Annotated in this window: 22 protein-coding genes; 17 read left to right on the forward strand and 5 right to left on the reverse strand. The window is 70.7% G+C overall.

Going from position 1 to position 18,637, the window contains the following annotated elements:
- Positions 1-2 precede the first annotated feature (2 nt).
- The 8 genes from AB4K12_RS22265 to AB4K12_RS22300 all read left to right on the forward strand — a co-directional run bounded on the left by AB4K12_RS22265 (position 3) and on the right by AB4K12_RS22300 (position 6,756).
- Positions 3-905, forward strand: a complete 903-nt coding sequence (locus AB4K12_RS22265) for a hypothetical protein (RefSeq protein WP_368435873.1) — start codon at positions 3-5, stop codon at positions 903-905.
- A gap of 15 nt (positions 906-920) precedes the next feature.
- The gene (locus AB4K12_RS22270) at positions 921-1,910 is read left to right on the forward strand and encodes a hypothetical protein (protein WP_368435874.1); all 990 of its coding nucleotides are present in this window, start codon (positions 921-923) and stop codon (positions 1,908-1,910) included.
- Positions 1,911-1,927: 17 nt separating this feature from the next.
- On the forward strand, positions 1,928-3,019 hold the full coding sequence (locus AB4K12_RS22275; RefSeq protein WP_368435875.1) for a hypothetical protein: 1,092 nt from the start codon (positions 1,928-1,930) through the stop codon (positions 3,017-3,019).
- Positions 3,019-3,720 carry a hypothetical protein gene (locus AB4K12_RS22280; RefSeq protein ID WP_368435876.1) on the forward strand — a complete coding sequence of 234 codons (702 nt, stop codon included), beginning with the start codon at positions 3,019-3,021 and terminating at the stop codon, positions 3,718-3,720. The genes AB4K12_RS22275 and AB4K12_RS22280 overlap by 1 nt, the downstream gene beginning before the upstream one ends.
- Before the next feature lie 162 nt (positions 3,721-3,882).
- Positions 3,883-5,235 (forward strand): collagen-like protein, encoded by a 1,353-nt coding sequence (locus AB4K12_RS22285; RefSeq protein WP_368435877.1) that lies wholly within the window; start codon positions 3,883-3,885, stop codon positions 5,233-5,235.
- A 72-nt stretch (positions 5,236-5,307) separates the two neighbouring features.
- On the forward strand, positions 5,308-6,177 hold the full coding sequence (locus tag AB4K12_RS22290) for a peptidoglycan-binding protein (protein WP_368435879.1): 870 nt from the start codon (positions 5,308-5,310) through the stop codon (positions 6,175-6,177).
- A gap of 58 nt (positions 6,178-6,235) precedes the next feature.
- Positions 6,236-6,499, forward strand: coding sequence for a hypothetical protein (locus AB4K12_RS22295; protein WP_368435880.1), 264 nt, complete (start codon positions 6,236-6,238; stop codon positions 6,497-6,499).
- Positions 6,496-6,756 (forward strand): hypothetical protein, encoded by a 261-nt coding sequence (locus AB4K12_RS22300; RefSeq protein ID WP_368435881.1) that lies wholly within the window; start codon positions 6,496-6,498, stop codon positions 6,754-6,756. Before AB4K12_RS22295 ends, AB4K12_RS22300 begins: the two co-directional genes overlap by 4 nt.
- 475 nt (positions 6,757-7,231) lie before the next feature.
- On the opposite strand, the gene AB4K12_RS22305 is transcribed toward AB4K12_RS22300, so the two are convergent.
- Positions 7,232-7,495 carry a hypothetical protein gene (locus tag AB4K12_RS22305; RefSeq protein WP_368435882.1) on the reverse strand — a complete coding sequence of 88 codons (264 nt, stop codon included), beginning with the start codon at positions 7,493-7,495 and terminating at the stop codon, positions 7,232-7,234.
- Positions 7,492-7,944, reverse strand: a complete 453-nt coding sequence (locus tag AB4K12_RS22310; protein ID WP_368435883.1) for a hypothetical protein — start codon at positions 7,942-7,944, stop codon at positions 7,492-7,494. Before AB4K12_RS22310 ends, AB4K12_RS22305 begins: the two co-directional genes overlap by 4 nt.
- 245 nt (positions 7,945-8,189) lie before the next feature.
- Here AB4K12_RS22310 and AB4K12_RS22315 point away from each other — a divergent pair, with 245 nt between their 5' ends.
- From AB4K12_RS22315 to AB4K12_RS22340, 6 genes are all read left to right on the forward strand, one after another.
- A complete protein-coding gene (locus tag AB4K12_RS22315) occupies positions 8,190-9,041 on the forward strand; it encodes a helix-turn-helix domain-containing protein (protein ID WP_368435884.1) in 852 nt (283 codons plus the stop codon).
- A gap of 4 nt (positions 9,042-9,045) precedes the next feature.
- Positions 9,046-9,243: a DUF397 domain-containing protein gene (locus AB4K12_RS22320; protein ID WP_368435885.1), complete on the forward strand. Its 198-nt coding sequence runs from the start codon at positions 9,046-9,048 to the stop codon at positions 9,241-9,243.
- A 361-nt stretch (positions 9,244-9,604) separates the two neighbouring features.
- Positions 9,605-10,015: a hypothetical protein gene (locus tag AB4K12_RS22325; RefSeq protein ID WP_368435886.1), complete on the forward strand. Its 411-nt coding sequence runs from the start codon at positions 9,605-9,607 to the stop codon at positions 10,013-10,015.
- A gap of 95 nt (positions 10,016-10,110) precedes the next feature.
- The gene (locus tag AB4K12_RS22330) at positions 10,111-11,211 is read left to right on the forward strand and encodes a radical SAM protein (protein ID WP_368435887.1); all 1,101 of its coding nucleotides are present in this window, start codon (positions 10,111-10,113) and stop codon (positions 11,209-11,211) included.
- Between the two features lie 9 nt (positions 11,212-11,220).
- Positions 11,221-11,391 (forward strand): hypothetical protein, encoded by a 171-nt coding sequence (locus AB4K12_RS22335; RefSeq protein ID WP_368435888.1) that lies wholly within the window; start codon positions 11,221-11,223, stop codon positions 11,389-11,391.
- Positions 11,392-11,460: 69 nt separating this feature from the next.
- Complete coding sequence (locus tag AB4K12_RS22340; RefSeq protein ID WP_368435889.1) at positions 11,461-12,270, forward strand: aminoglycoside phosphotransferase; 810 nt, start codon at positions 11,461-11,463, stop codon at positions 12,268-12,270.
- A gap of 87 nt (positions 12,271-12,357) precedes the next feature.
- Here AB4K12_RS22340 and AB4K12_RS22345 read toward each other — a convergent pair whose 3' ends face one another.
- Positions 12,358-12,783, reverse strand: coding sequence for a M64 family metallopeptidase (locus AB4K12_RS22345; RefSeq protein ID WP_368435890.1), 426 nt, complete (start codon positions 12,781-12,783; stop codon positions 12,358-12,360).
- 131 nt (positions 12,784-12,914) lie between these two features.
- Positions 12,915-14,246 carry an alpha/beta fold hydrolase gene (locus AB4K12_RS22350; RefSeq protein WP_368435891.1) on the reverse strand — a complete coding sequence of 444 codons (1,332 nt, stop codon included), beginning with the start codon at positions 14,244-14,246 and terminating at the stop codon, positions 12,915-12,917.
- A gap of 78 nt (positions 14,247-14,324) precedes the next feature.
- Between AB4K12_RS22350 and AB4K12_RS22355 the strand changes: the two genes are divergently transcribed.
- On the forward strand, positions 14,325-15,707 hold the full coding sequence (locus tag AB4K12_RS22355) for a helix-turn-helix domain-containing protein (RefSeq protein ID WP_368435892.1): 1,383 nt from the start codon (positions 14,325-14,327) through the stop codon (positions 15,705-15,707).
- Between the two features lie 61 nt (positions 15,708-15,768).
- Here AB4K12_RS22355 and AB4K12_RS22360 read toward each other — a convergent pair whose 3' ends face one another.
- Positions 15,769-16,614, reverse strand: a complete 846-nt coding sequence (locus tag AB4K12_RS22360) for a DUF4344 domain-containing metallopeptidase (RefSeq protein WP_368435893.1) — start codon at positions 16,612-16,614, stop codon at positions 15,769-15,771.
- A gap of 194 nt (positions 16,615-16,808) precedes the next feature.
- On the opposite strand from AB4K12_RS22360, the gene AB4K12_RS22365 reads away from it, so the two are divergent.
- Complete coding sequence (locus AB4K12_RS22365) at positions 16,809-17,486, forward strand: response regulator (protein ID WP_368435894.1); 678 nt, start codon at positions 16,809-16,811, stop codon at positions 17,484-17,486.
- Complete coding sequence (locus AB4K12_RS22370) at positions 17,483-18,613, forward strand: sensor histidine kinase (RefSeq protein ID WP_368435895.1); 1,131 nt, start codon at positions 17,483-17,485, stop codon at positions 18,611-18,613. The genes AB4K12_RS22365 and AB4K12_RS22370 overlap by 4 nt, the downstream gene beginning before the upstream one ends.
- The last annotated feature ends 24 nt before the right edge of the window (positions 18,614-18,637 follow it).

An 18,637-nucleotide genomic window follows, 5' to 3' on the forward strand; every position in this document is an offset into this window, starting at 1 on the left:
ACGTGGCCCCCGGTGATCTGGCGAGGCTCCCCGGGCACATCCAGTTCGGCGACTTCCTCATAGGCCCCGGAACCCCCGTGCGCTGGAAGTCCGTTGCCGGCTGGGAGGAAACACCGGGCCTCGACTCCGGCACGGTGCCCCGCTCGTCCCAACACGGCGCCTTCCCTGGCGTGCTGCTCGCGCAGCCTCGCACCATCACGGTGAACGACCTCGTGCTGCGTACCGAGCCCGGTGCGATGAGTGCCGCGGTGCGGGCCCTGGCCGCGGCGACTGCGTTGCGCGATGACGAGCTGCCGCTCGCGATCAAGTTGGACGACGGGCCGGCGCTGATGTGCTGGGCCCGGTGCCTGCGGCGCAGCGTCCCCGTGGCCTCCGGCTACCGGGTCGGTGTGGCCGAGGGCGGCGCGTTGCAGTTCGAGGCGACCGACCCGAGGCGCTATTCGCTGGTCGAGCAGCGCGTCGAGGCGCGTCTGCCGCGGCCCGAGCCCGGCCTCGACTGGCACCTCGCCCCCGGCCCCGAGGGGCTGGTGTGGCCGTTGGATTTCGGGCCGCCGGGCAGTACGGGCGGCATGACCGTGACCAATGAGGGCGACGCCCCCGTCAGCCCCGTGATCGAGTTCCGCGGGCCCGTCGACCGGCCGAGCCTGACGAACGTGAGCACGGGGGACGTCGTCGAGTACGACATCGTCCTCGACTCCTCCGACGTGCTCACCGTCGACACCGGGGCCGGCACTGTCCTACTCAACGGCTCGACGTCCCGCCTGGGTACCGTCACCGGCCGCAGCGTTCCCGAGGCGGTGTTCACGCTGCTGCCGGGCACGTCGACGCTGGCCTACCGCGCCGCCCCTGGCTCATCCGACCCCCGCTCGTCCGTGGCCGTGAGCTTCCGCTCGGCCTACTGGTAAGGAGGACTGCTCCGTATGACCGTCCGTTCCGCGTGGCTGCTCGGCACCGGGCAGACCCGTGAAGACACCCGCGTGACCCCGCTCGGGGTGATGGCGCCCGCGGGGGAGATGACCAGCCGCGACGGCGTGATCGCCGGCGGGCAGCCATTCGCTGCGGTCGGGGTGTCGGCGATGCAGGTGCAGATCGGCGTCGGCCGCGCGATCGTGCAGGGCACCGTCGCACAAGGCGCCTACCCGGTGGCGATCACGGCCCCCGAGGTGGTGACCATTGCCGACGGCTCCCCCCAGTACGGGCGGATCGACTCCATCGTGCTCCGGATTGCCGACCCGGGGTACGACACCTCGCCGGCCCCCGCCGCCCGCGTCGAGGTCGTCCAGGGCGAGGCGACCGCCACCCCCAGCGCCCCCACCCTCACCGGCGCAGTGCTGCGTCTGTGGGACGTCACCGTCCCGGCCGGCACCTCGGCCGGTACCGGCGGGATCACCTGGGGCTCGGCCCTCGCCGACCGGCGCCGCTTCACCAGCGCTGCCGGCGGGATCATCCCCCGCGGGTACGGGCTCGCCTTCCCGGGCGCCTACGACGGGCAGTACCGCGACACCGGCACCGGGCTGGAACGCTGGTCCGCGAAGGGGGCAGCGTGGCAGCCGTACCCGACTGACTCGGGGTGGCAGCCGCTCACCTTGTCCTCGGGCTACGGCTGGCCCAACCACGGCACTCCCGCGGCATGGCGCCGCATCGGCCCCGTGATCATGTTGCGCGGACGCATCGGCCCGACGAAGTCCGGGGGCACCATCCCCAACGGCGCGACGATTCTTACCCTGCCGGTCGAAGCGCGGCCGGCCGGCGGCAGGGAATTCGCATGGGCATCGCCGCGTGACCAGATCAACCGCGGCCCCTCCCTCTGCCGCGTCGAAATCCAGCCCGGCGGCGCAGTGCGCACCTACGAATTCTGGGAGCTCCCCCAGTGGATCAGCCTTGACGGAGTGACCTACACAGCGGACTGACCCGAAGGGGGTGCACGATGACCCCCTACCGGGTCCTGTTCTGTGACCTGCGCACCGACCAGTTGCTCGACGTCCTGCCGGTGCAGGGGCTGGCATTCGACGACTGGATCGGCAAGACCCCGAGCATGTCCGGCACCATCCCCGTGCCGAATGCCCAACTCGCCGCCCGCGTACGACAGGTCATCGAGCCCGGCCGTACCGCGGTATGGGTCGAGCGCGGGCGTGAAATCTGGTGGGGCGGGATTCTCTGGACGGCGCGGGTCAACAGCAGCAGCCGCGGCGAGATTGCCGTGCAGATACAGGCGGCCGGGTGGGATTCCTATCTCGACCACCGCATGCTCTACGACACGCTGACCGCAACCGGCGTCGACCAATACGACATCGTCCGCACGCTCATCGACTACACGCAGAACACCGTCGGCGGCGACATCGGAATCACCTACGACACAACCCCCTCGGGCGTGCGTCGCGACCGCGTGTACTCCCGATACGACCTGCCGCACATTCGCGACCTGATATCCCAACTCGGAGCAGTCGAGGGGGGTTTCGAGTGGCGCATCGCATCTATGCGTGACCCGGAGTCCGGGCGCCGCATCAAACGGTTGCAGCTCGGCTCCCCCATCCGCACGGGGGCGAGCGAGATCGTCCTCGACCACCCCGGGCCCGTCCTGGCCTACGGGTGGCCGGTCGATGCCACCGTGACCGCGAATGCGTGGCAGTCCCGCGGTGCGAGCACGAACTCGAATCAGGCGGCCGAATCAGTCCCGCTCACGTCCGCGCTGCTCGTCGCCGACCAGGACCTCGCCGCCGGCTGGCCCCGCCTCGACGGCAGCTCGGACTATCAGACGGTCATCACGCAGGATGTACTCGACGCCCACGCACGCGCCGACCACGCACGCGCCCGCGCCCCCCTCACCATCCCCGAGATCACGGTGCGGCTCGACGGCGGCCTGTCGCCGGCCGCGCTCGGCGCCACGATCAGGCTCCGCATTCGTGACCTGTGGTGGCCTGCCGGCCTCGACGCCCGGTACCGCGTGATCGGCATGTCCGTCACGCCCGCCGAGCGCGGGCGCGCCGAGACTGCCCAGTTGCATTTGGAGGCTGCCTGATGGCTGCTGTGCCCCTCGACCTACTCGACCGCATTCGCGAGCTGGAAAGGCAGGTGCGGCAACTCGCCGGCCGCTCTCAAATCCGACCGGCCATGAACCAAGTCAGCAAAGGAGACGTACGCATTGGCGAGGGCGGCACCCTCGGCGTCTACGCCCCTAACGGTTCACAGATCCTCGGCGTGGGCCGTTGGCCCAACGGCGAATACGGCCTCCATCTGGGCCGACAGAACGGCACATCGGCTCTCACAATCCGCCTCGGAACCGACGAAAGCATCCCGCAGCCCGTACGCCTATGGGATGCCAAAGGACACGTCATCTGGGCTGACGACGTACGGACCGGCGGCATCGCCTACCCCTACCTCGGCCTGCTACCTCCACAGGACTCCGACGCAAGCAACTGGCCACGCACGGACTCGACCGAGTTCACCAGGATCGCCCACTCCTTCAACTCGGTGTGGCAGCCCAAATTCCGGCTCTACATGCACACGGCTTTCGACGGGGGAACCTCCGGCGAAATACGGGTCCTCGTTAACGAGCAGACGTGGGGACCAACCATCCGCGCCGGCGCCTCTTTCGATTACACGGGCTTCACCGGAGTTGATCCCGGGGGACAAATCGACGTCGAAGTGCAGGCCCGGCGTACGAGCGGAAACGGGCGCGTCTACGCACAGCCGCTGATGATGCACGGACAAGAGACCTAACCCAAACCCACCAAGCCTTTCAGACAGGAGGCAACCCCCCTGCTGCCCGACTCCATACCCACAGTCACCGTAAGCGGACGTTTCCTCGCCCCCGACGGCCGCCCCCTCTCCGGGAGCGTCACCTTTCGCCCGCCCGCTCAGCTCACGTTCCCCGCGGCCGACGTGATCCTCGGCGGCCCCGTCGTCGCGCAGCTCGACGCGCAGGGACAGATCGCCGTCGTCCTCCCCGCGACCGACGCGCCCGGCATGGATCCGTCGGGGTGGAGCTGGACCGTCACCGAGGCACTGTCCGGCATCCCGGCCGGCCGCACGTATCAACTGCTGCTGCCAGCACGGGAGCCACACGTCGACTTGGCCGACGCCGCACCCACCGACCCCACCAAACCGAACTACGTCCCGGTGATCGGCCCGAAGGGGGACCAGGGCGAGCGCGGACAGTCCGCGTACGAGGTCGCCGTCGCCGCCGGATTCTCCGGCGCCCCCGCGGACTGGCTCGCGTCCCTGGTCGGCCCCCGCGGCGCGACCGGCCCGCAAGGCGACCGCGGGCCCGCCGGCCCGCAGGGTCAGCCCGGCGTCGTCCAGTCCGTCAACGGCATCTCCACCCCGGTGGTCACCCTCACCGCGACCCACGTCGGCGCCATCCCCACCACCGCAGCCGGCGCCGCCGGCGGCGTGGCCACCCTCGGGACCGACGGCCGCGTACCTGCCGCGCAGCTCCCCGCCGCGTCCGGCGGGGGCGCGGTCGAGTCGGTCAACGGCTTCGTCGGCCGGGTGCAGCTCGACGCCGCCGCGGTCGGAGCAGCACCGGCTACGCACACGCACACCGCGGCGCAGGTCGGTGCCCTCGCCACCACGGCCCGCGGCGCGGCGGGAGGTGTCGCGGCCCTCGGCGCCGACGGGAAGGTGCCCGCGGCGCAGCTACCGGCCGTGTCCGCGACGCTGCCCGGCACGTGGATGCCGGAGGACTACGGACACCGCGCGTGGGCGTACGATCTCGCCACCTCGTCCCGTACCCCCGGTGACCCTCCCTCCGAGGCCGGCCGCCTGTACCTGGTGGGCGTCCCGCTCCGCACGGCTGCGACGATCAATCGCGTCTCGGTACACGTCATGGGCTACGACAAACCGAACTCGACGGTCACGGCCGCGTACCTGGGCATCTACGACAAGGATTTGAAGCGGGTAGCGACCACGGCCAACGCTGCTGCGTCGCTCCCCGAGACACACAACATCGGCGGACAACCGGCATCCTTCAGCCTGACGGCGTCCGTCAGCCTCGCTGCGGGTAGTTACTACGTGGCCCTGCTGATCAAGGGAACAGGCACCAACGCCGTGCCGTTCCTCGCCGCAACGAATTGGAACGCGACGGCGACGACGTCGGGCGCCCGGGTAGCGGACACCACCGGCGTCTACCGGTGGCTTCAGACCTCATCCACCGCCCTTACCAACCTGCCCGCCGCGCTCACGCTCGCCGACATGACCGAGGCGAGCACCTGCTATTGGGCCGCCATCGGCTGACCCTCACTACCCGCAACAACCATCCGCCCCGCGCGCCACGCCGGGGCGTTCCTCATGTCTGGAGACATTCGCATGGCTGCACCCCTTTCCCCCGACGCCCTGCTCGACGCCCTGCGCGACGAGGGCGTCAACGTCATCCCCTACGGCTCATGGCGCACCCACGACCGCGGCAACCGCGGCGCCGGCTGGGGCCCGATCAACGGCGTGGTCATCCACCACACGGCATCGAGCGGCACCGATAGCTCGGTCGAGCTGTGCGTCGACGGGTACGCCGAGCTGCCCGGCCCGCTGTGCCACGGCGTGATTGCGAAGAACGGCACGGTCTACCTGATCTCGGCCGGCCGCGCCAACCACGCCGGGAGCGGCGACGGCGATGTACTCGACGCCGTCATCGACGAGCGCGCCACCCCGGACCCCTCCGGCTCCGACACCGACGGCAACGCCCACTTCTACGGCTTCGAGTGCGTCAACCTCGGCAACGGCTCCGACCCCTGGCCGTCCGAGCAGCTCGACGCCATCGAGCGCGTCGGCGCCGCGATCTGCCGCGTCTACGGGTGGTCGGCCGCGTCCGTGATCGGTCACAAGGAATGGACCGATCAGAAGATCGACCCGCGTGGCTTCAGCATGCAGACGATGCGCGAGCGGATCGACCGCCGCCTCGGCCACGCGCCCGGCAAGCCCGTGCCGGCCCCGGAGTTCGAGCCGTTCCCCGGCCGCGACTTCTTCCGGTCGTACCCCGACTCGCCGATCGTGACCGCGATGGGTCGCCGGCTCGTCGACGAGGGGTGCAGCGTTTACTCCGCGGGCCCCGGCCCGCAGTGGACCGTCGCTGACCTCCGCAGCTACGCCCGGTGGCAGCGTGCGCAGGGGTTCTCCGGCAGCGACGCCGACGGGTGGCCCGGCCGCGTCACCTGGGATGCGCTCCGCGTCCCCAAGGTCTAAAACCTCTCCCCGAAAAAACCTCGAGTTTTTTGATCTTGCTCCGAAAGGGACTCGACTCATGACTGATGCATCCCGCCGGACCATCCGCACCGTGGTGCAGACGGCCGTCGCCCTGGCCGTGCTGCTGCCTGCCATCGTCGACGCCGCTGGCATCCCCCGCGCCCTGCCCTGGGTCGCCGGCGCCCTGGCCGTGGCCGGTGGCCTCGCCCGCGTGATGGCCCTGCCCGGCGTCCAGGCGCTCATGCCCGGATGGCTGCGCACCGCCCCCGACCGCGACGCCGAGCTGCGCGCGCTCAACCGCCCGCGGGACGAGGGCCGATGACCACTCCCCCGCCCGACCCGACCCCGGTCGCCCTCGAACTGGAGCGGCTGCACCGGTCCGTCGAGGTCGGTTTCGCTCGCCTCGACGGGCAGCTCGCGCTCCTCGTCCAGCGCAGCGACCAGACCGACGGCCGGCTCGGCGACCTCGATGCGCGCGTTGACGAGCTCGAACGGGCCCGCTGGCCCCTGCCCAGCGTGGCCGCCCTGGTCGCGCTCGCAGCGCTCCTCCTGTCCCTCTGGCAGACGATCTCCCACTGACACGCAGATGCGCCCCTGGTGCCGGCCTTGTGCCGGCACCAGGGGCGCGCTTTTGTCGTTGGTGGGCACGAGGCAGGGCCCGGTCGGCGGCTGTCGACCGGGCCCTGCGTCGGGGATTCACCGGGCGGGGTGCCTCTGCGGCAACCGGCGCGGGAGTCTCCCCGGTCCTATACCGCCCCCCTTGTGGCCGGGCGGTGCAGAACGGATGCGGCGCCATGGGCGGCGCACTCGTCGGGCGTGTCGACGTTGTCGACGGCCTCGGGCAGTGAACTTCCGTTCGTCCTCGATCGAGGCGAGGACAGTGACCGTGATCGGGTCCTCGTAGCAGTAGCAGCGGTACCGCTTTCCGGGGCTACCGATCGGGGGCGGGGTGAAGCCGCGGCGGGGGTTCGGTAAGAGCCACCAGAGCAGGAACAGCAGCAGGCCGAGGACGGACACCGCCAGTACGACGGCGCCGACGACCACGCGTCCAGGGTCAACGACATGCACGGTTCGCCCTCCCGCTGCTGATGGGGAGGGGGCGCCGGCGCAGGAGCGACCGTAAGCGCCGTGCTGCGCGCGCGAGGCGCGGCTCGGCGGGGGCGACATCAAGGCCGACGTACTCGGCGAGCTCGTAGGTCAGTTCACGGGCGAGCTGCGGTTTCAGCTCGACCATCAGGCGCGTGTCGAAGTAGAGCCACAGCACGCGGTTGGTACGCCAGCCGATATGACTCAGGCTGAATCGCTGGGGCTTGATCACGCGGGCACCTGCCCCTCGATGGGTAGTTCGAGGTAGACGCGCGTGGCTCGTCGGTGACCGTCCCACACTCGGCAAACGCCGAGGTAGATCGCCGTCTGTCGGGTGATCGCCAGCATGGGCGCGTCGGCAATGTTCTTCGGCGTCAGGTGGTACAGGGCGTGCGAAGGGCCGTCGCCGTCCTCGATCACGAAGGCCACGTACGCACGACGAAACCAAACGGTCACGGTGACAGTCGGGTGTTCGGGCATCTCGGCGAGGGTGAACGCAATCGCATCAGAGATGCAGACACACGCGTCGTCGATCAGCTCGGGGTAGGGGCGCAGGATCGCTTGCACGGACTCACGTGCGACCCGGACCGCCGATCGGGTGGCCGGTACGGCGATGCAGTAGAGCTCACCCTGGTCATTGCTATTGGTGGTGCGGGGACTGCTGAGCGTGGCTGTACTCATGGGGCGTCTCCCATCCGTCGTAGCCGCGCACCTCACGCCGTCCGTGGCTCGGCCGCCCCCGGGGCGCCCTCAACTGGGCGCGCGGCAGCTGCACTTCGGGTCTTCCCGGCGTGCTGCGCGGTGCTGTCAGGACCATAGGGCGGCATCGGGAATCGATGCAACCTCCTCGGTGAAAATGTGCACCGGCTAGACCCTGCGGAAGGTCACGCGCGAGACTGTCCGCACCAGACCAGGGGAGGAGCGGCATGCCACCAAGGACGGCACCGACAGGAAGGCAGCAAAGGCTCGGCGCCGAGCTGCGGAGGATGCGCGAGCAGGCCGGCCTCTCGCCCCTGGACGCTGGCCGCGAGCTGGGCGCCGACCGTACACGCATCAGCAACACGGAGGCGGGCCGCCTCGGGTTGAGCCCGGAAAGGATCCGGACCTTTGCGCGCATCTACTCATGCCCCGACAGCAAGTACGTTGACGCTCTTGTTGCCATGGCGGACGAACGGGGTAAGGGATGGTGGGAGGAGTACCGGGGAACACTCTCCCCGAGCACGCTCGATCTTGCAGAGCTGGAATACAACGCTTCCAGCTTGACGGTTCTTCAGCTCGCGTACATCCCGGGACTTCTCCAGACCGAAGAATATGCGCGGAGTCTATTCCTGAACACGGTTCCACCACTCTCCTCAATAGATGTTGAGCGTCGCGTATCGTTCCGGATGCAACGGAAGTGCGTCATGCAGAGAACTCCGGCAACTCCCTGCACCTTCGTGATCCATGAGTGCGCCCTACGGATGCTTCATGCTGGCGTAGACGGGCAGCGTCGACAGCTCGACAGGCTGATCGATGTCAGCAGCCATGAGGGAGTCACCGTTCGCGTGATCCCCTTCGCCGCCGGATCGTTCCCGGGCGCGAACACCTCTGCGACTTTTGCCGAGGGCGCCGTCTCTAAGCTCGATACGGTTCAGATCGACACTGCCCACGGCTCGCTATTTCTCGATGCCGAAGCGCACTTGGAGAACTACCGGAGCATTCTGAGATACGCCAAAAAGACTGCCCTTACTCCCAAGGAGTCAAGGGATTTTATCCGCAGCATCGCAAATCAACTGTGAAGGCATGGAGATGTCGGAAGTAACGTGGAAGAAGTCGTCTTTCTCTGGCGATAGAGATGAATGCGTGGAAGCGGGGAAGCTCGACGGTAAGGTCGTGATCCGGGAAAGCGACGACCCCGAAGTGATCGTGTCCACCACTCCCGCCAAGTGGCGAGCTTTCATTCTCGGAGTCAAGGCCGGAGAGTTCGACCACCTGATCTAGCGATCTTCCACACCCGAGAGCCCCCCATCTCCGCAGGTGGGGGGCTTTTGGCATATGCCGGTGCACTTGTTTTCCGGTGCACTATTGCACCGAGGCTTGAGCGGCGCTACGTTCTCCCTCTGCACCGCCGCGTCGGGCGGACGACAGGCGAGACCGCGTCCGGCGCTCCGGTGCAACTCCCGTGCAGTGACTGAGAGTTGAGCGGGAGTACCCCCGAAGCTCTCTCCCCCCTCACCCTCCTCGCAGGGGGGAGAGAGCCTCCCCCCACCGCGCAAGGGAGTGCACAGGGCAGATGGCAACAAACGGCGGTCGGCAAATCTTCGGGCACGCGTTCGTCACCAACGAAAAGGGCCACCCCCTCATGGTGACTCGCCCGAACGGGAAACTCGAACTCCCCGGCGGTGTCACCGCCCTTGACGAGCCCGCCGTGGACCCCGCTGCCTACCACCTCCGCCGCCTCGGACTCGACAGGCGGCCCGGCCCGATCCTGCTCGTCGACCACATGGAGCCGATCCGCCTCAGCGATGACAACGACCGGCTCGACTTCATTTTCTACTGCGGGAAACTCACCCCCGCGGAATGCGAGGCCCTCGGTGCCCCCGGGCTCCCCGATGACGTCACCGCATGGCGCTTCGTCAACCTCCAGTACTACGAAGTGGGCATCACCGCCTATCACCGGCGATGCCTCAACGCCGCCGTAACCGCCTGCGCCGCCGGCACCGGCTCCCCCTACCTCCGTAACGGGCTCCGCATCAACGCCGTACCCGCCTAGCACTCTCGGCCCGCCGACGCCGCCCGCCGAAAACCGCCCTACCGCCCCACAGACGCCCGGTACGAGACTGACCCCTCCCCGACCCCGGAGGACCCATGCACTCAGTCATCGCGAGTCCCCAGGAAGAGAAGTACCTCGTAGCCCACCCCGGCGCACGGGCCGGACTCCAGATCCCCAGCCGCTACTACCGCGAGCTCGCCGCGGCCGTCGACGCCGCCCTCGACGTCCCCCCATGGCTCGTCGACGCCGCCCGAGGGGCATGGGGACTCAACCTCGCCGGCGAGCGCAGCGACCGCGTCCTCGTCGTTCGCCCCGAGACGACCCTCGGGTACAGCCGCGCCACCTGGGAGATCAACAAGGGCTGTAACTTCAACTGCGAACACTGCTTCCTCGAATCACGCCCCTTCGACGGGCTCACACCCGCCGATAAGATCCGCCTACTCGACATGCTGCGCGACGCCGGCGTGCTCTGGCTCCAGATCACCGGGGGCGAGCCCCTCATCGACCCAGGGTTCCCCGACGCCTACCGCCACGCCTACCGCGCCGGCATGTTGATCGAGATCCTTACCAACGGATCGAGGCTGCACCGGCACGTCGAGCTCCTCGCGGACATGCCCCCGCACAAGGTGACCGTCTCTCTCTACGGCGCCACGCCCGAATCCTTCGACGGGCTCACCCGCACCAAAGGCTCGTTCAAGAACACCATCCGCGGACTCGACGCAGCACGCGCCGCCGGCATCCCCATCGAGATGACCCTGATCATCACGAAGTACAGCGCCGACGAGGTCCCCCAAATGCGCGCCCTAGCCGAGCAGTACGCCGTCGCGCACAACGAGTTCTCCAACATCTCCCCGACCTATACCGGCGGCCCCGACCCCCTCGCCACGCAGGCCCCGGAGTACCTCGACAAGACCGCCATTTTCAGCGGATGCCCAGCCGGCCACACGTTCTTTCACGTCGATCCCAAGGGCTACGCGACCATGTGCAAAGTCGGTCGCGAACACCCGATTCCCCTCATGGTCGAGGGGCTCGACGGACTCACGCGTTTGCCCGCTATCGCAGACGCCCAGATGCTCCGCACCGGTGGCTGTAACGGGTGCAAGCTTTCGGCCACATGCCGAGTCTGCCGACCGCTCGCCCGTGCCTACCAGGAGGCGGAGGCACCACTGAACACCTACTGCCAACACGGCGACTAAGGAGACAGCATGACCGCTGTACCAGTGGAGATCACGACCGGGCCGCCCACGCTCACCCTCGCGCCGGCCCCCAACCGACAGCCTGCCCCCGAGCCGGCCGGCGTCGTCATGGTCGCCGACATCGAGACCATCGCCGCCGGCTCAACCCCCGGCTGCAACGACGACAACCCGTACCGGTAACCGACAACACCCTGAACGGGCCCCACAGCGTTCATACGCTGTGGGGCCCGCTCGTCGTCAGGAGACACCTTGCCCACCACCCGAATCACCTTCGAAGACCTACCCGCCGCCGTGCAGACAGCAGTCGAGCAGCACACCGGCCCCCTACTCAAGATCGAGACCATCGCAGCCGGCTTCAACAGCGCCATCTCCGCCCGCATCCACTCCACGAACGGCACCTGCCACGTCAAGGGACTCCGAGGCGATCACCGCTGGGCATGGACACAGCAGCGCGAGGCCGAGATCGCCCCGTACCTCCGCGGGATCGCGCCCGCGCTCCTCTGGCGCCTCGAAACCACAGGGTGGGACCTGATCGCCTTCGAGGCCCTCGACGGCCACCACGCCGACTACTCCCCCGACTCCCCCGACCTACCCAAGGTCGCCGACCTCCTGCGCCGCCTCAGCGAAACACCCTGCCCTGACATCGAGCTCCGCCGCGCCGAGCAGCGGCTGCACGCCTACGTCGCCCGCCCGTCGCACGCCGAGCTCTTCGCCGGCCCCGCCCTGCTCCACACCGACCTGAACAACGAGAACGTCATCGTCGACGACGAGCGGGCCCTGCTCGTCGACTGGGGATGGGCTACCCGCGGGGCGCCATGGCTCGACGCCGGGTACTGGGTGATCTGGCTCATGGCCGCCGGTGGACACTCCCCGGAGTCCGCCGAGGCATGGGCGGCGCGAGTCCCTGCCTGGCACACCGCCTCGCAGACAGGGATCAACGCGTTCGCCGCCGCCAACGCGAACATGTGGGAGGAGATCGCCGGCGACACCCCCGACCCGTGGACGCAGCGCATGCTCGACGCCGCGCAACTCTGGGCCGCCCACCGCTCGGCACAGTGACCCACGCAGACCTGAGACATGCCTCGGCCGCGGCTGGCTACCCCTTCCGGGGAGCTGCCGCGGCCGAGTCATACGCGTTTCCGCAGGTCAGAGCGTCATATACAAAGGCAGGCTGTTATTGAAGAGGCCGCGGTAGGAGGCGTAGGGCTCGACCGCCGACATCTTCGCCCACTTGGTGCGGACGGCCGCGTGGAAGGCGTCCTGCTGGGTGGCGGTGTAGCCGTCGCCGATGAAGACGACGTCGAGCTTGGTGCCCACCGGGCCGTTGTCGACGATGGACGTCACCTCGCCGTCGCCCTTGGTCCAGGGACGCAGGGAGCGGGGCGGGCCGCTGGGGGCGGGGACGGTGGTGTGCCGTGGATGGCCGTCGGGCTCGGGGAAGTACTCCACCCGTTGGGTGGGTTTGGGCTGCGGCGGCCGGCCGACTGTCGGACCGGCCGCCGAGGCGCCGTTGGCGGCGGCGAGCATGACCAGGGCGGCCACGCCTGCCGCGACGGATATTCGTCTGTGCATGGGGGGTTCCTCCCGAAACCGAAACCCGCCACTCAAGTGGCGAGTTAAGTCGCGTTAAGGTGCCGCTCAACGTAGAGGCTCGGGAGGTTCATGACAATGGCTGAGGTGTGTGGTGTTGCCGAAGCGGCGTCTTACGCCTCGTCGTTCACGAGCCGCAGCAGCCGGTCCAGCACCATGCGGCCGCCCGCGCGCAGGCCGTCGTGCTCGTACTCGTCCGTGACCCACGTCCGCAGGCCCGCGACGGAGCCCGCCGTGCGCAGCGAGTGCGCGGTGTCGACGTACAGGTCGTCGTGGTAGACGGCGGCCGCGACGGGCACGGTGGTGCCGGCCAGGCGCCCGGCGTCGTACAGCGGCGCCCAGTCGGTGCGTTCGGCGAGGACCTCGGCGGTGCGGCGCAGCGGGCGCAGGGCCGGCTGGGTGCGCAGCATCCAGGGGTGGACGGTCTCGCCGGTGAAGAGGAAGCGGCCACCGGGCTCGAAGTGACGTTCGAACTGCGGGAATTCCGACCGTATCCGCTCCGCCGACCAGTGCGTCGCCCGGCCGTCCTGGGCATAGATGGCCTCATGGAGGATGGTGTACAGAGGGCTGGCGGCGCGCGAGAGCACCGCCGCGGCCTGTTCGCCGAACGCGTCGGACAGACGCGGCCCGCCGGGCGTGGGAACGAACGCGTCCTCCAGGAGGTAGTGCAGCCGGTGCGAGCCGTCCCCCGTGCCCAGCAGGATGCCCAGCTGCTGGAAGGCCTCGACGGTCAGCAGGGAGCCGTCCGGCAGGGTCTCCTCCCGTTCGGCGAGGTGCTCGGCGATGCGCCGGGCCGCCTCCTCGTCGCCGGGGTAACGGGCGTAGTGCGCGAGGCACTTGCGCTCCATGCGCGGATAGGCGGCGCGGTAGACGGCGTCCGCGTCGGCGTCCAGGGAGGGCAGGCCGCCGGTGATCAGCACCCGCTCCAGCCCCTCCGGCGCGAGCGAGAGGTAGGTGACCGCGCAGAAGCCGCCGAAGCTCTGCCCGAGAACGGTCCAGGGCCGGCCGCCGGTGAGGCGGGGGCGGATGTACTCGCAGTCGCGGACGATGGAGTCGGCGCGGAAGCGGGTGAGGTAGTCGGCCTGGCGCTCCGGGGTGCCGCGCAGCGGCAGCGTCTGCCGGGTGGCGGGCGTGGAGCGGCCGGTGCCGCGCTGGTCGAGGAGCAGCACGCGGTACTCCTCCAGCGCGCGGTCGAGCCAGTTCTCGCGGCCCACGGGCCGCCCGGCGGGGAAGCCGGGGCCGCCCTGCAGATAGACCAGCCAGGGCAGGTCCTCGTGCGCGCGGCCGGCGGCGACGACCTCGCGGCCGTAGAGGCGGATGCGCTCGCCCCCGGGGTCGGCGTGGTCGAGCGGGACGTCGAAGAAGCGGTCGGTCAGGACGAGGCCAGGCTGTCGGAAGGTGACGGTCTCGTCCCCCACCCGGGTGACCCCGGGCAACTTCGGCACGGATGACACGGTTACATCCTCACGTAAGCAGATTTACCCAACGGCTTGAATCACGGCGCAATGTACCGAGGGGCGGAAGTGGCCGAGAACAGCACCCACGGCATACGGGCGGACGAGCCCTCCGACATCGGCCGCCGCGTCCTGCGGCTGCGTACCGAAAAGGGACTGACCCAGAAACAACTGGCGGAGCCCGCCTACACGGCCGCCTACGTCTCCACCCTGGAGGCCGGCCGGGTCCGGCCCTCCGAGACCGCCCTGCGGCATCTCGCGGGGCGCCTGGGCATCACCGTGGAGGAGCTCGCCACCGGCCGCCCCCCGCACCTGGCCACCGAGCTGCGGCTGCGGCTGACCGACGCCCGGCGCACCCTGGCCACCGGCGACGCCGAGGACGCCGCCGCGCTCTTCCGCGCCCTGCGCGACGAGGCGGCGGCCCTGGAGCTCGTGGGCGAGCGGTTCACCGCCCTCCTCGGGCTCGGCGACTGCGCCCTGGAGACCGGTGACCTCACCGACGCCCGCGACCTCTTCGCCGAGGCCGAGGGCCTGCTCGCCGGCCAGCCGCTGCCGCGCCGCGTCCCGGCCCTGCGCGGACGGGCCACCGCCCACCTCCTGGCCGGCGAACTGCGCTACGCCTGCTATCTGCTGGAGACGGCCGTCGACGAGCTGAACGCCTCCGGCATGCACGACCCCGACGCCCTGCTCCTGCTCTACACCGCCTCCATCGCCCCCTACATGGACATGGGAGCACACGCGCGTGCCGCGCACGCCGCGGAGCTGGCGCTCGCCCTGGCACCCCAGGTGGACAACCCCGCCCTCGTCGCCGGGATGCACCGGGGTGTCGCCCGCACGCTGATCGCCGAGGGCCGCATCGCCGACGCCGACGCCTCCCTGGCCAAGGCCCAGGAGCTCTACCAGCAGCTGCACATACGGACCGAACTGGCCCACTGCCACTGGATGCGCGGTTACGTCCACGCCCAGGACGGCAACCTGCGCAAGGCCGAGAACGAACTGCGCACCGCCCGCGACATGCTGGCGTCCAAGCGCGCCGCCCTGTTCACCGTGCAGGTCGAGGTGGAGCTGGCGGACGTGCTGCGGCGCCGGGGCAAGGCCGCCGAGGCGGAGGAGCTGCTGCGCCCGCTGCTGTCCCCCACCGCGCTGGGCGCCGAGCGCGGCGCGGTCCACGCGGGCGGCGCGCACCGCCTGCTGGGGCTCATCGCCGAGGAGCGCGCGGACACCGAGGCCGCCGAGGAGCACTACTGCGCCGCCCTGTCCCTGCTGGAGCGCACGGGAGCCGCCGGCGACCTCGCGGACCTGTGCCGGCTGCTGGGCGACCTGCTGCGGCGCACGGGGCGCACGGAGGCGGCCCTGGACGCCTACCGCACGGGACTGGGCCACCGGGCCGCGCCCGGCACCACGACACTGGGCCCGGCGCCGACGGCGCCGCCGCCCTGGCCGCGGCCGTAAGGCGCGTCCGAGGCACGCGGCGGATGGGACCGCTGACCGGCCCTCCCCTCACGGGGGCCGGTCAGCGGTCGGCTTTGTAGGGCGCGAGGAGCTGTTCCCAGCCGCGCCGCAGGCTCCGGTGCTCCTCCTCGCACAGCTCGGCCCGCTCCTTGGTGAGCCGCTTGCCGTCGACGAGCCGACGGCGCTCCTTCGCCCGGTCCTGCCGGGGCGTGGAGCCGTAGAGGTAGCAGCGGTAGTTGGCGCTGCGGACGGCGTCGGGGGCGTGCTCGTCGGAGGGGTCCGAGTCCGCCGGGTCGCTCTCGCGCGCGTACTGGTCGTAGTTGTCGGCGGCGGCCAGCAGCGCGGCGCGCCCGCCGGTGCCCTGCCGCAGCAGGCGGTACGCGGCGAACTGGTCGGCCACGTCCTCCTCGCGGCCGGTGAACGGCAGGTTCAGTTTGTCGATGAGGGCGTGGGCCGCCTCGTGGTAGAGCGTCTCGGTGACGACGCCGGCCGTCCGCCCCTGCGGGTCGGCGTCGCCGTCGGCCTCGAACATCGAGCGGACCTCGTGGATGAAGCCGTAGCAGAGCGCGATCCGCCCGCTCTCCGGGTCGTACTCGGGCGTCTCGTCCTTCGCGCAGGAGCGTCCGACGATCTCCACCCGGGCGGGCAGCCGCACGGCCTTGCCCAGGTCCTCCACGACCTTCTCGGCCAGCCCGCGCGTGCGCAGGAAGGACCGCTCGTCGGCGTCGCCGCCGCGGGGGGCCTGGTAGGAGACGGACAGGCCGCCGCGTGTGGGGGGCGCGGCGGCCTGCGACGGGGTGCCGCATCCGGTCGCGAGGGCGGCGGTGCAGACGCCGGCCGCCACGAGCGCGCGGGCGCGCCGCGCTCGGGCCGGAATCCGGGGGCCGGCCCCCGCATGGTGCAGCATGGACAGCACTCTGCCGGTCGGATCACCCGAATGGAATCCACCGTGAGTCCAGGCCGACCCCCGCCGGTCGGCGGGGGTCGCCCTGCCCATGGGTGGAGTACTCAGCTCCGCTTTTCTCCGCCGGTGCGGCAGGCTGGAGGGGCCAGGGGCCGGTCGCGGCCCCGGGCGGAACAGGGAAGAAGAGGTAGCGATCGGTGATCCGTGTTGCGGTGGTGGACGACGAACAGCTCGTCCGGTCCGGGCTGCGGATGATCCTGGGCACGGCCCCGGACATCGACGTGGTCGCGGACTGCGGCGGCGGCGAGGCCGTGGACACCGTCCGGCGGTGCGCTCCCGACGTCGTGCTCCTCGACATCCGGATGCCCGACGTCGACGGCCTGACCGTCCTGCGGGGCCTGCGCGCCCTGGCGCGGCCGCCCGCCGTGGCCATGCTCACCACGTTCGACGCCGACGAGTACCTCGCCGCCGCGCTGCGCGGGGGCGCTGCCGGCTTCCTGCTCAAGGACACCGACCCGGAGCAGCTCGTACGGGCCGTGCGCACCCTCGCCGCCGGCGGCAGCGTCCTCGACCCCGGCGTGACCCGCGCGGTCATCGGCGGCTATCTGGCCGCCGAGGCCGAGACCACGGCCGCCTCGGCGATCCAGGCGCTGACCCCGCGCGAGCGCGAGGTGCTGTCGCTGGTGGGCGCGGGCCTGGCCAACCCGCAGATCGCCGAACGCATGGGGCTCGCGCCCAGCACCGTCAAGGACCACGTCCGGGCCGTGCTCGGCAAGCTGGGCGGCATCAACCGCGTGCAGGCGGCGATCGTCGCCGACCGCGCGGGCCTGGTCGCCTCGCAGCGGGCGCCGCGGGGCGAGAGGAGCGGCCGGTGAACGTCCGGCACGCCACCCTGCCCTCCTGGCTGCCCTCCTGGGCGGCCGTCGCGCTGCCCGCGCTGTTCGCGGCCACGGACGCGCTGCTGGTCAACGGCGTCACCCCCGGGAAGGACCTGTGGCTGTCGCTGCTGGCGGCGGTGGCGCTGCTGTGGCGGCGAAGATTCCCCGCCACCGTCTTCCTGGCCACCCTGCCGGGGATGTACCTGACCTACATCTGGCTCGCACCCATGATCGCCCTGTACACGGTGGCCGTCCGGCGGCCCGCCCGGTGGCTGCTGGGGGCGACGGGACTGCTCATGGCGGCCGCGCAGTTCGTGCCGTACCCCGTCTCGGACCTGGCACACAACGACCGGCGCCAGATGGCCGTCAACCTCGTCGACGCCTTCGTCGTGGCGGCCACCCCCATCGCCCTCGGCCTGCTCACCCGCACCCGGCGCGAGCTCGCCGACCGCCTCGAGGAGCTGACCCGCAGCCGCGCCCGCGAGGACCGGCTGCTCGCCGACCGCGTCCTCGCCACCGAACGCGCCCGGCTGGCCCGCGAGATGCACGACGTCGTCGCCCACCAGGTCAGCCTGATCAGCCTGCAGGCAGGGGCGGTGCAGATCAGCACCGAGGACACCCAGGCCCGCGCCGGGGCCCGGACCATCCGCGAACTGTCGGTGCGCACCCTGGACGAACTGCGCCACATGGTCGGCATCCTGCGCGCGGCCGGCGCCGACACCGAGGAACTCACCCCGCAGCCACGCCTGGCCGACCTGCCCCGGCTGATCGAGCTGAGCGCGCTGGACGTCGCCTTCGAGGACGCCACCGACCCGGGGACGGAGCGGTCGGAGGCGGTGGAGCGCGCGGCCTTCCGTACGGTGCAGGAGGCGCTGACCAATGTGCGCAAGCACGCGCCGGGAGCGAAGGTGACGGTACGGGTCGTCGAGGAGGCCGGCGCCGGGCTGGTGGTGGAGATCCGCAACGGCCCGCCGGACGCGGCCGTTCCGGCGCCGGAACTGCCGGGCGGCGGCCACGGTCTGGTGGGGCTGCGCGAGCGGGCGCAGAGCCTGGGCGGCACGCTGGAGGCGCATGCCACGCCGGAGGGCGGGTTCGTCGTACGGGCGCGCCTGCCCCGCGAGTAGCGGCCCGGGGCGCCGGGCCGGGCG

Origin of the sequence: Streptomyces sp. C36, assembly GCF_040932295.1 — a bacterium.
Classification (GTDB): domain Bacteria; phylum Actinomycetota; class Actinomycetes; order Streptomycetales; family Streptomycetaceae; genus Streptomyces; species Streptomyces triculaminicus.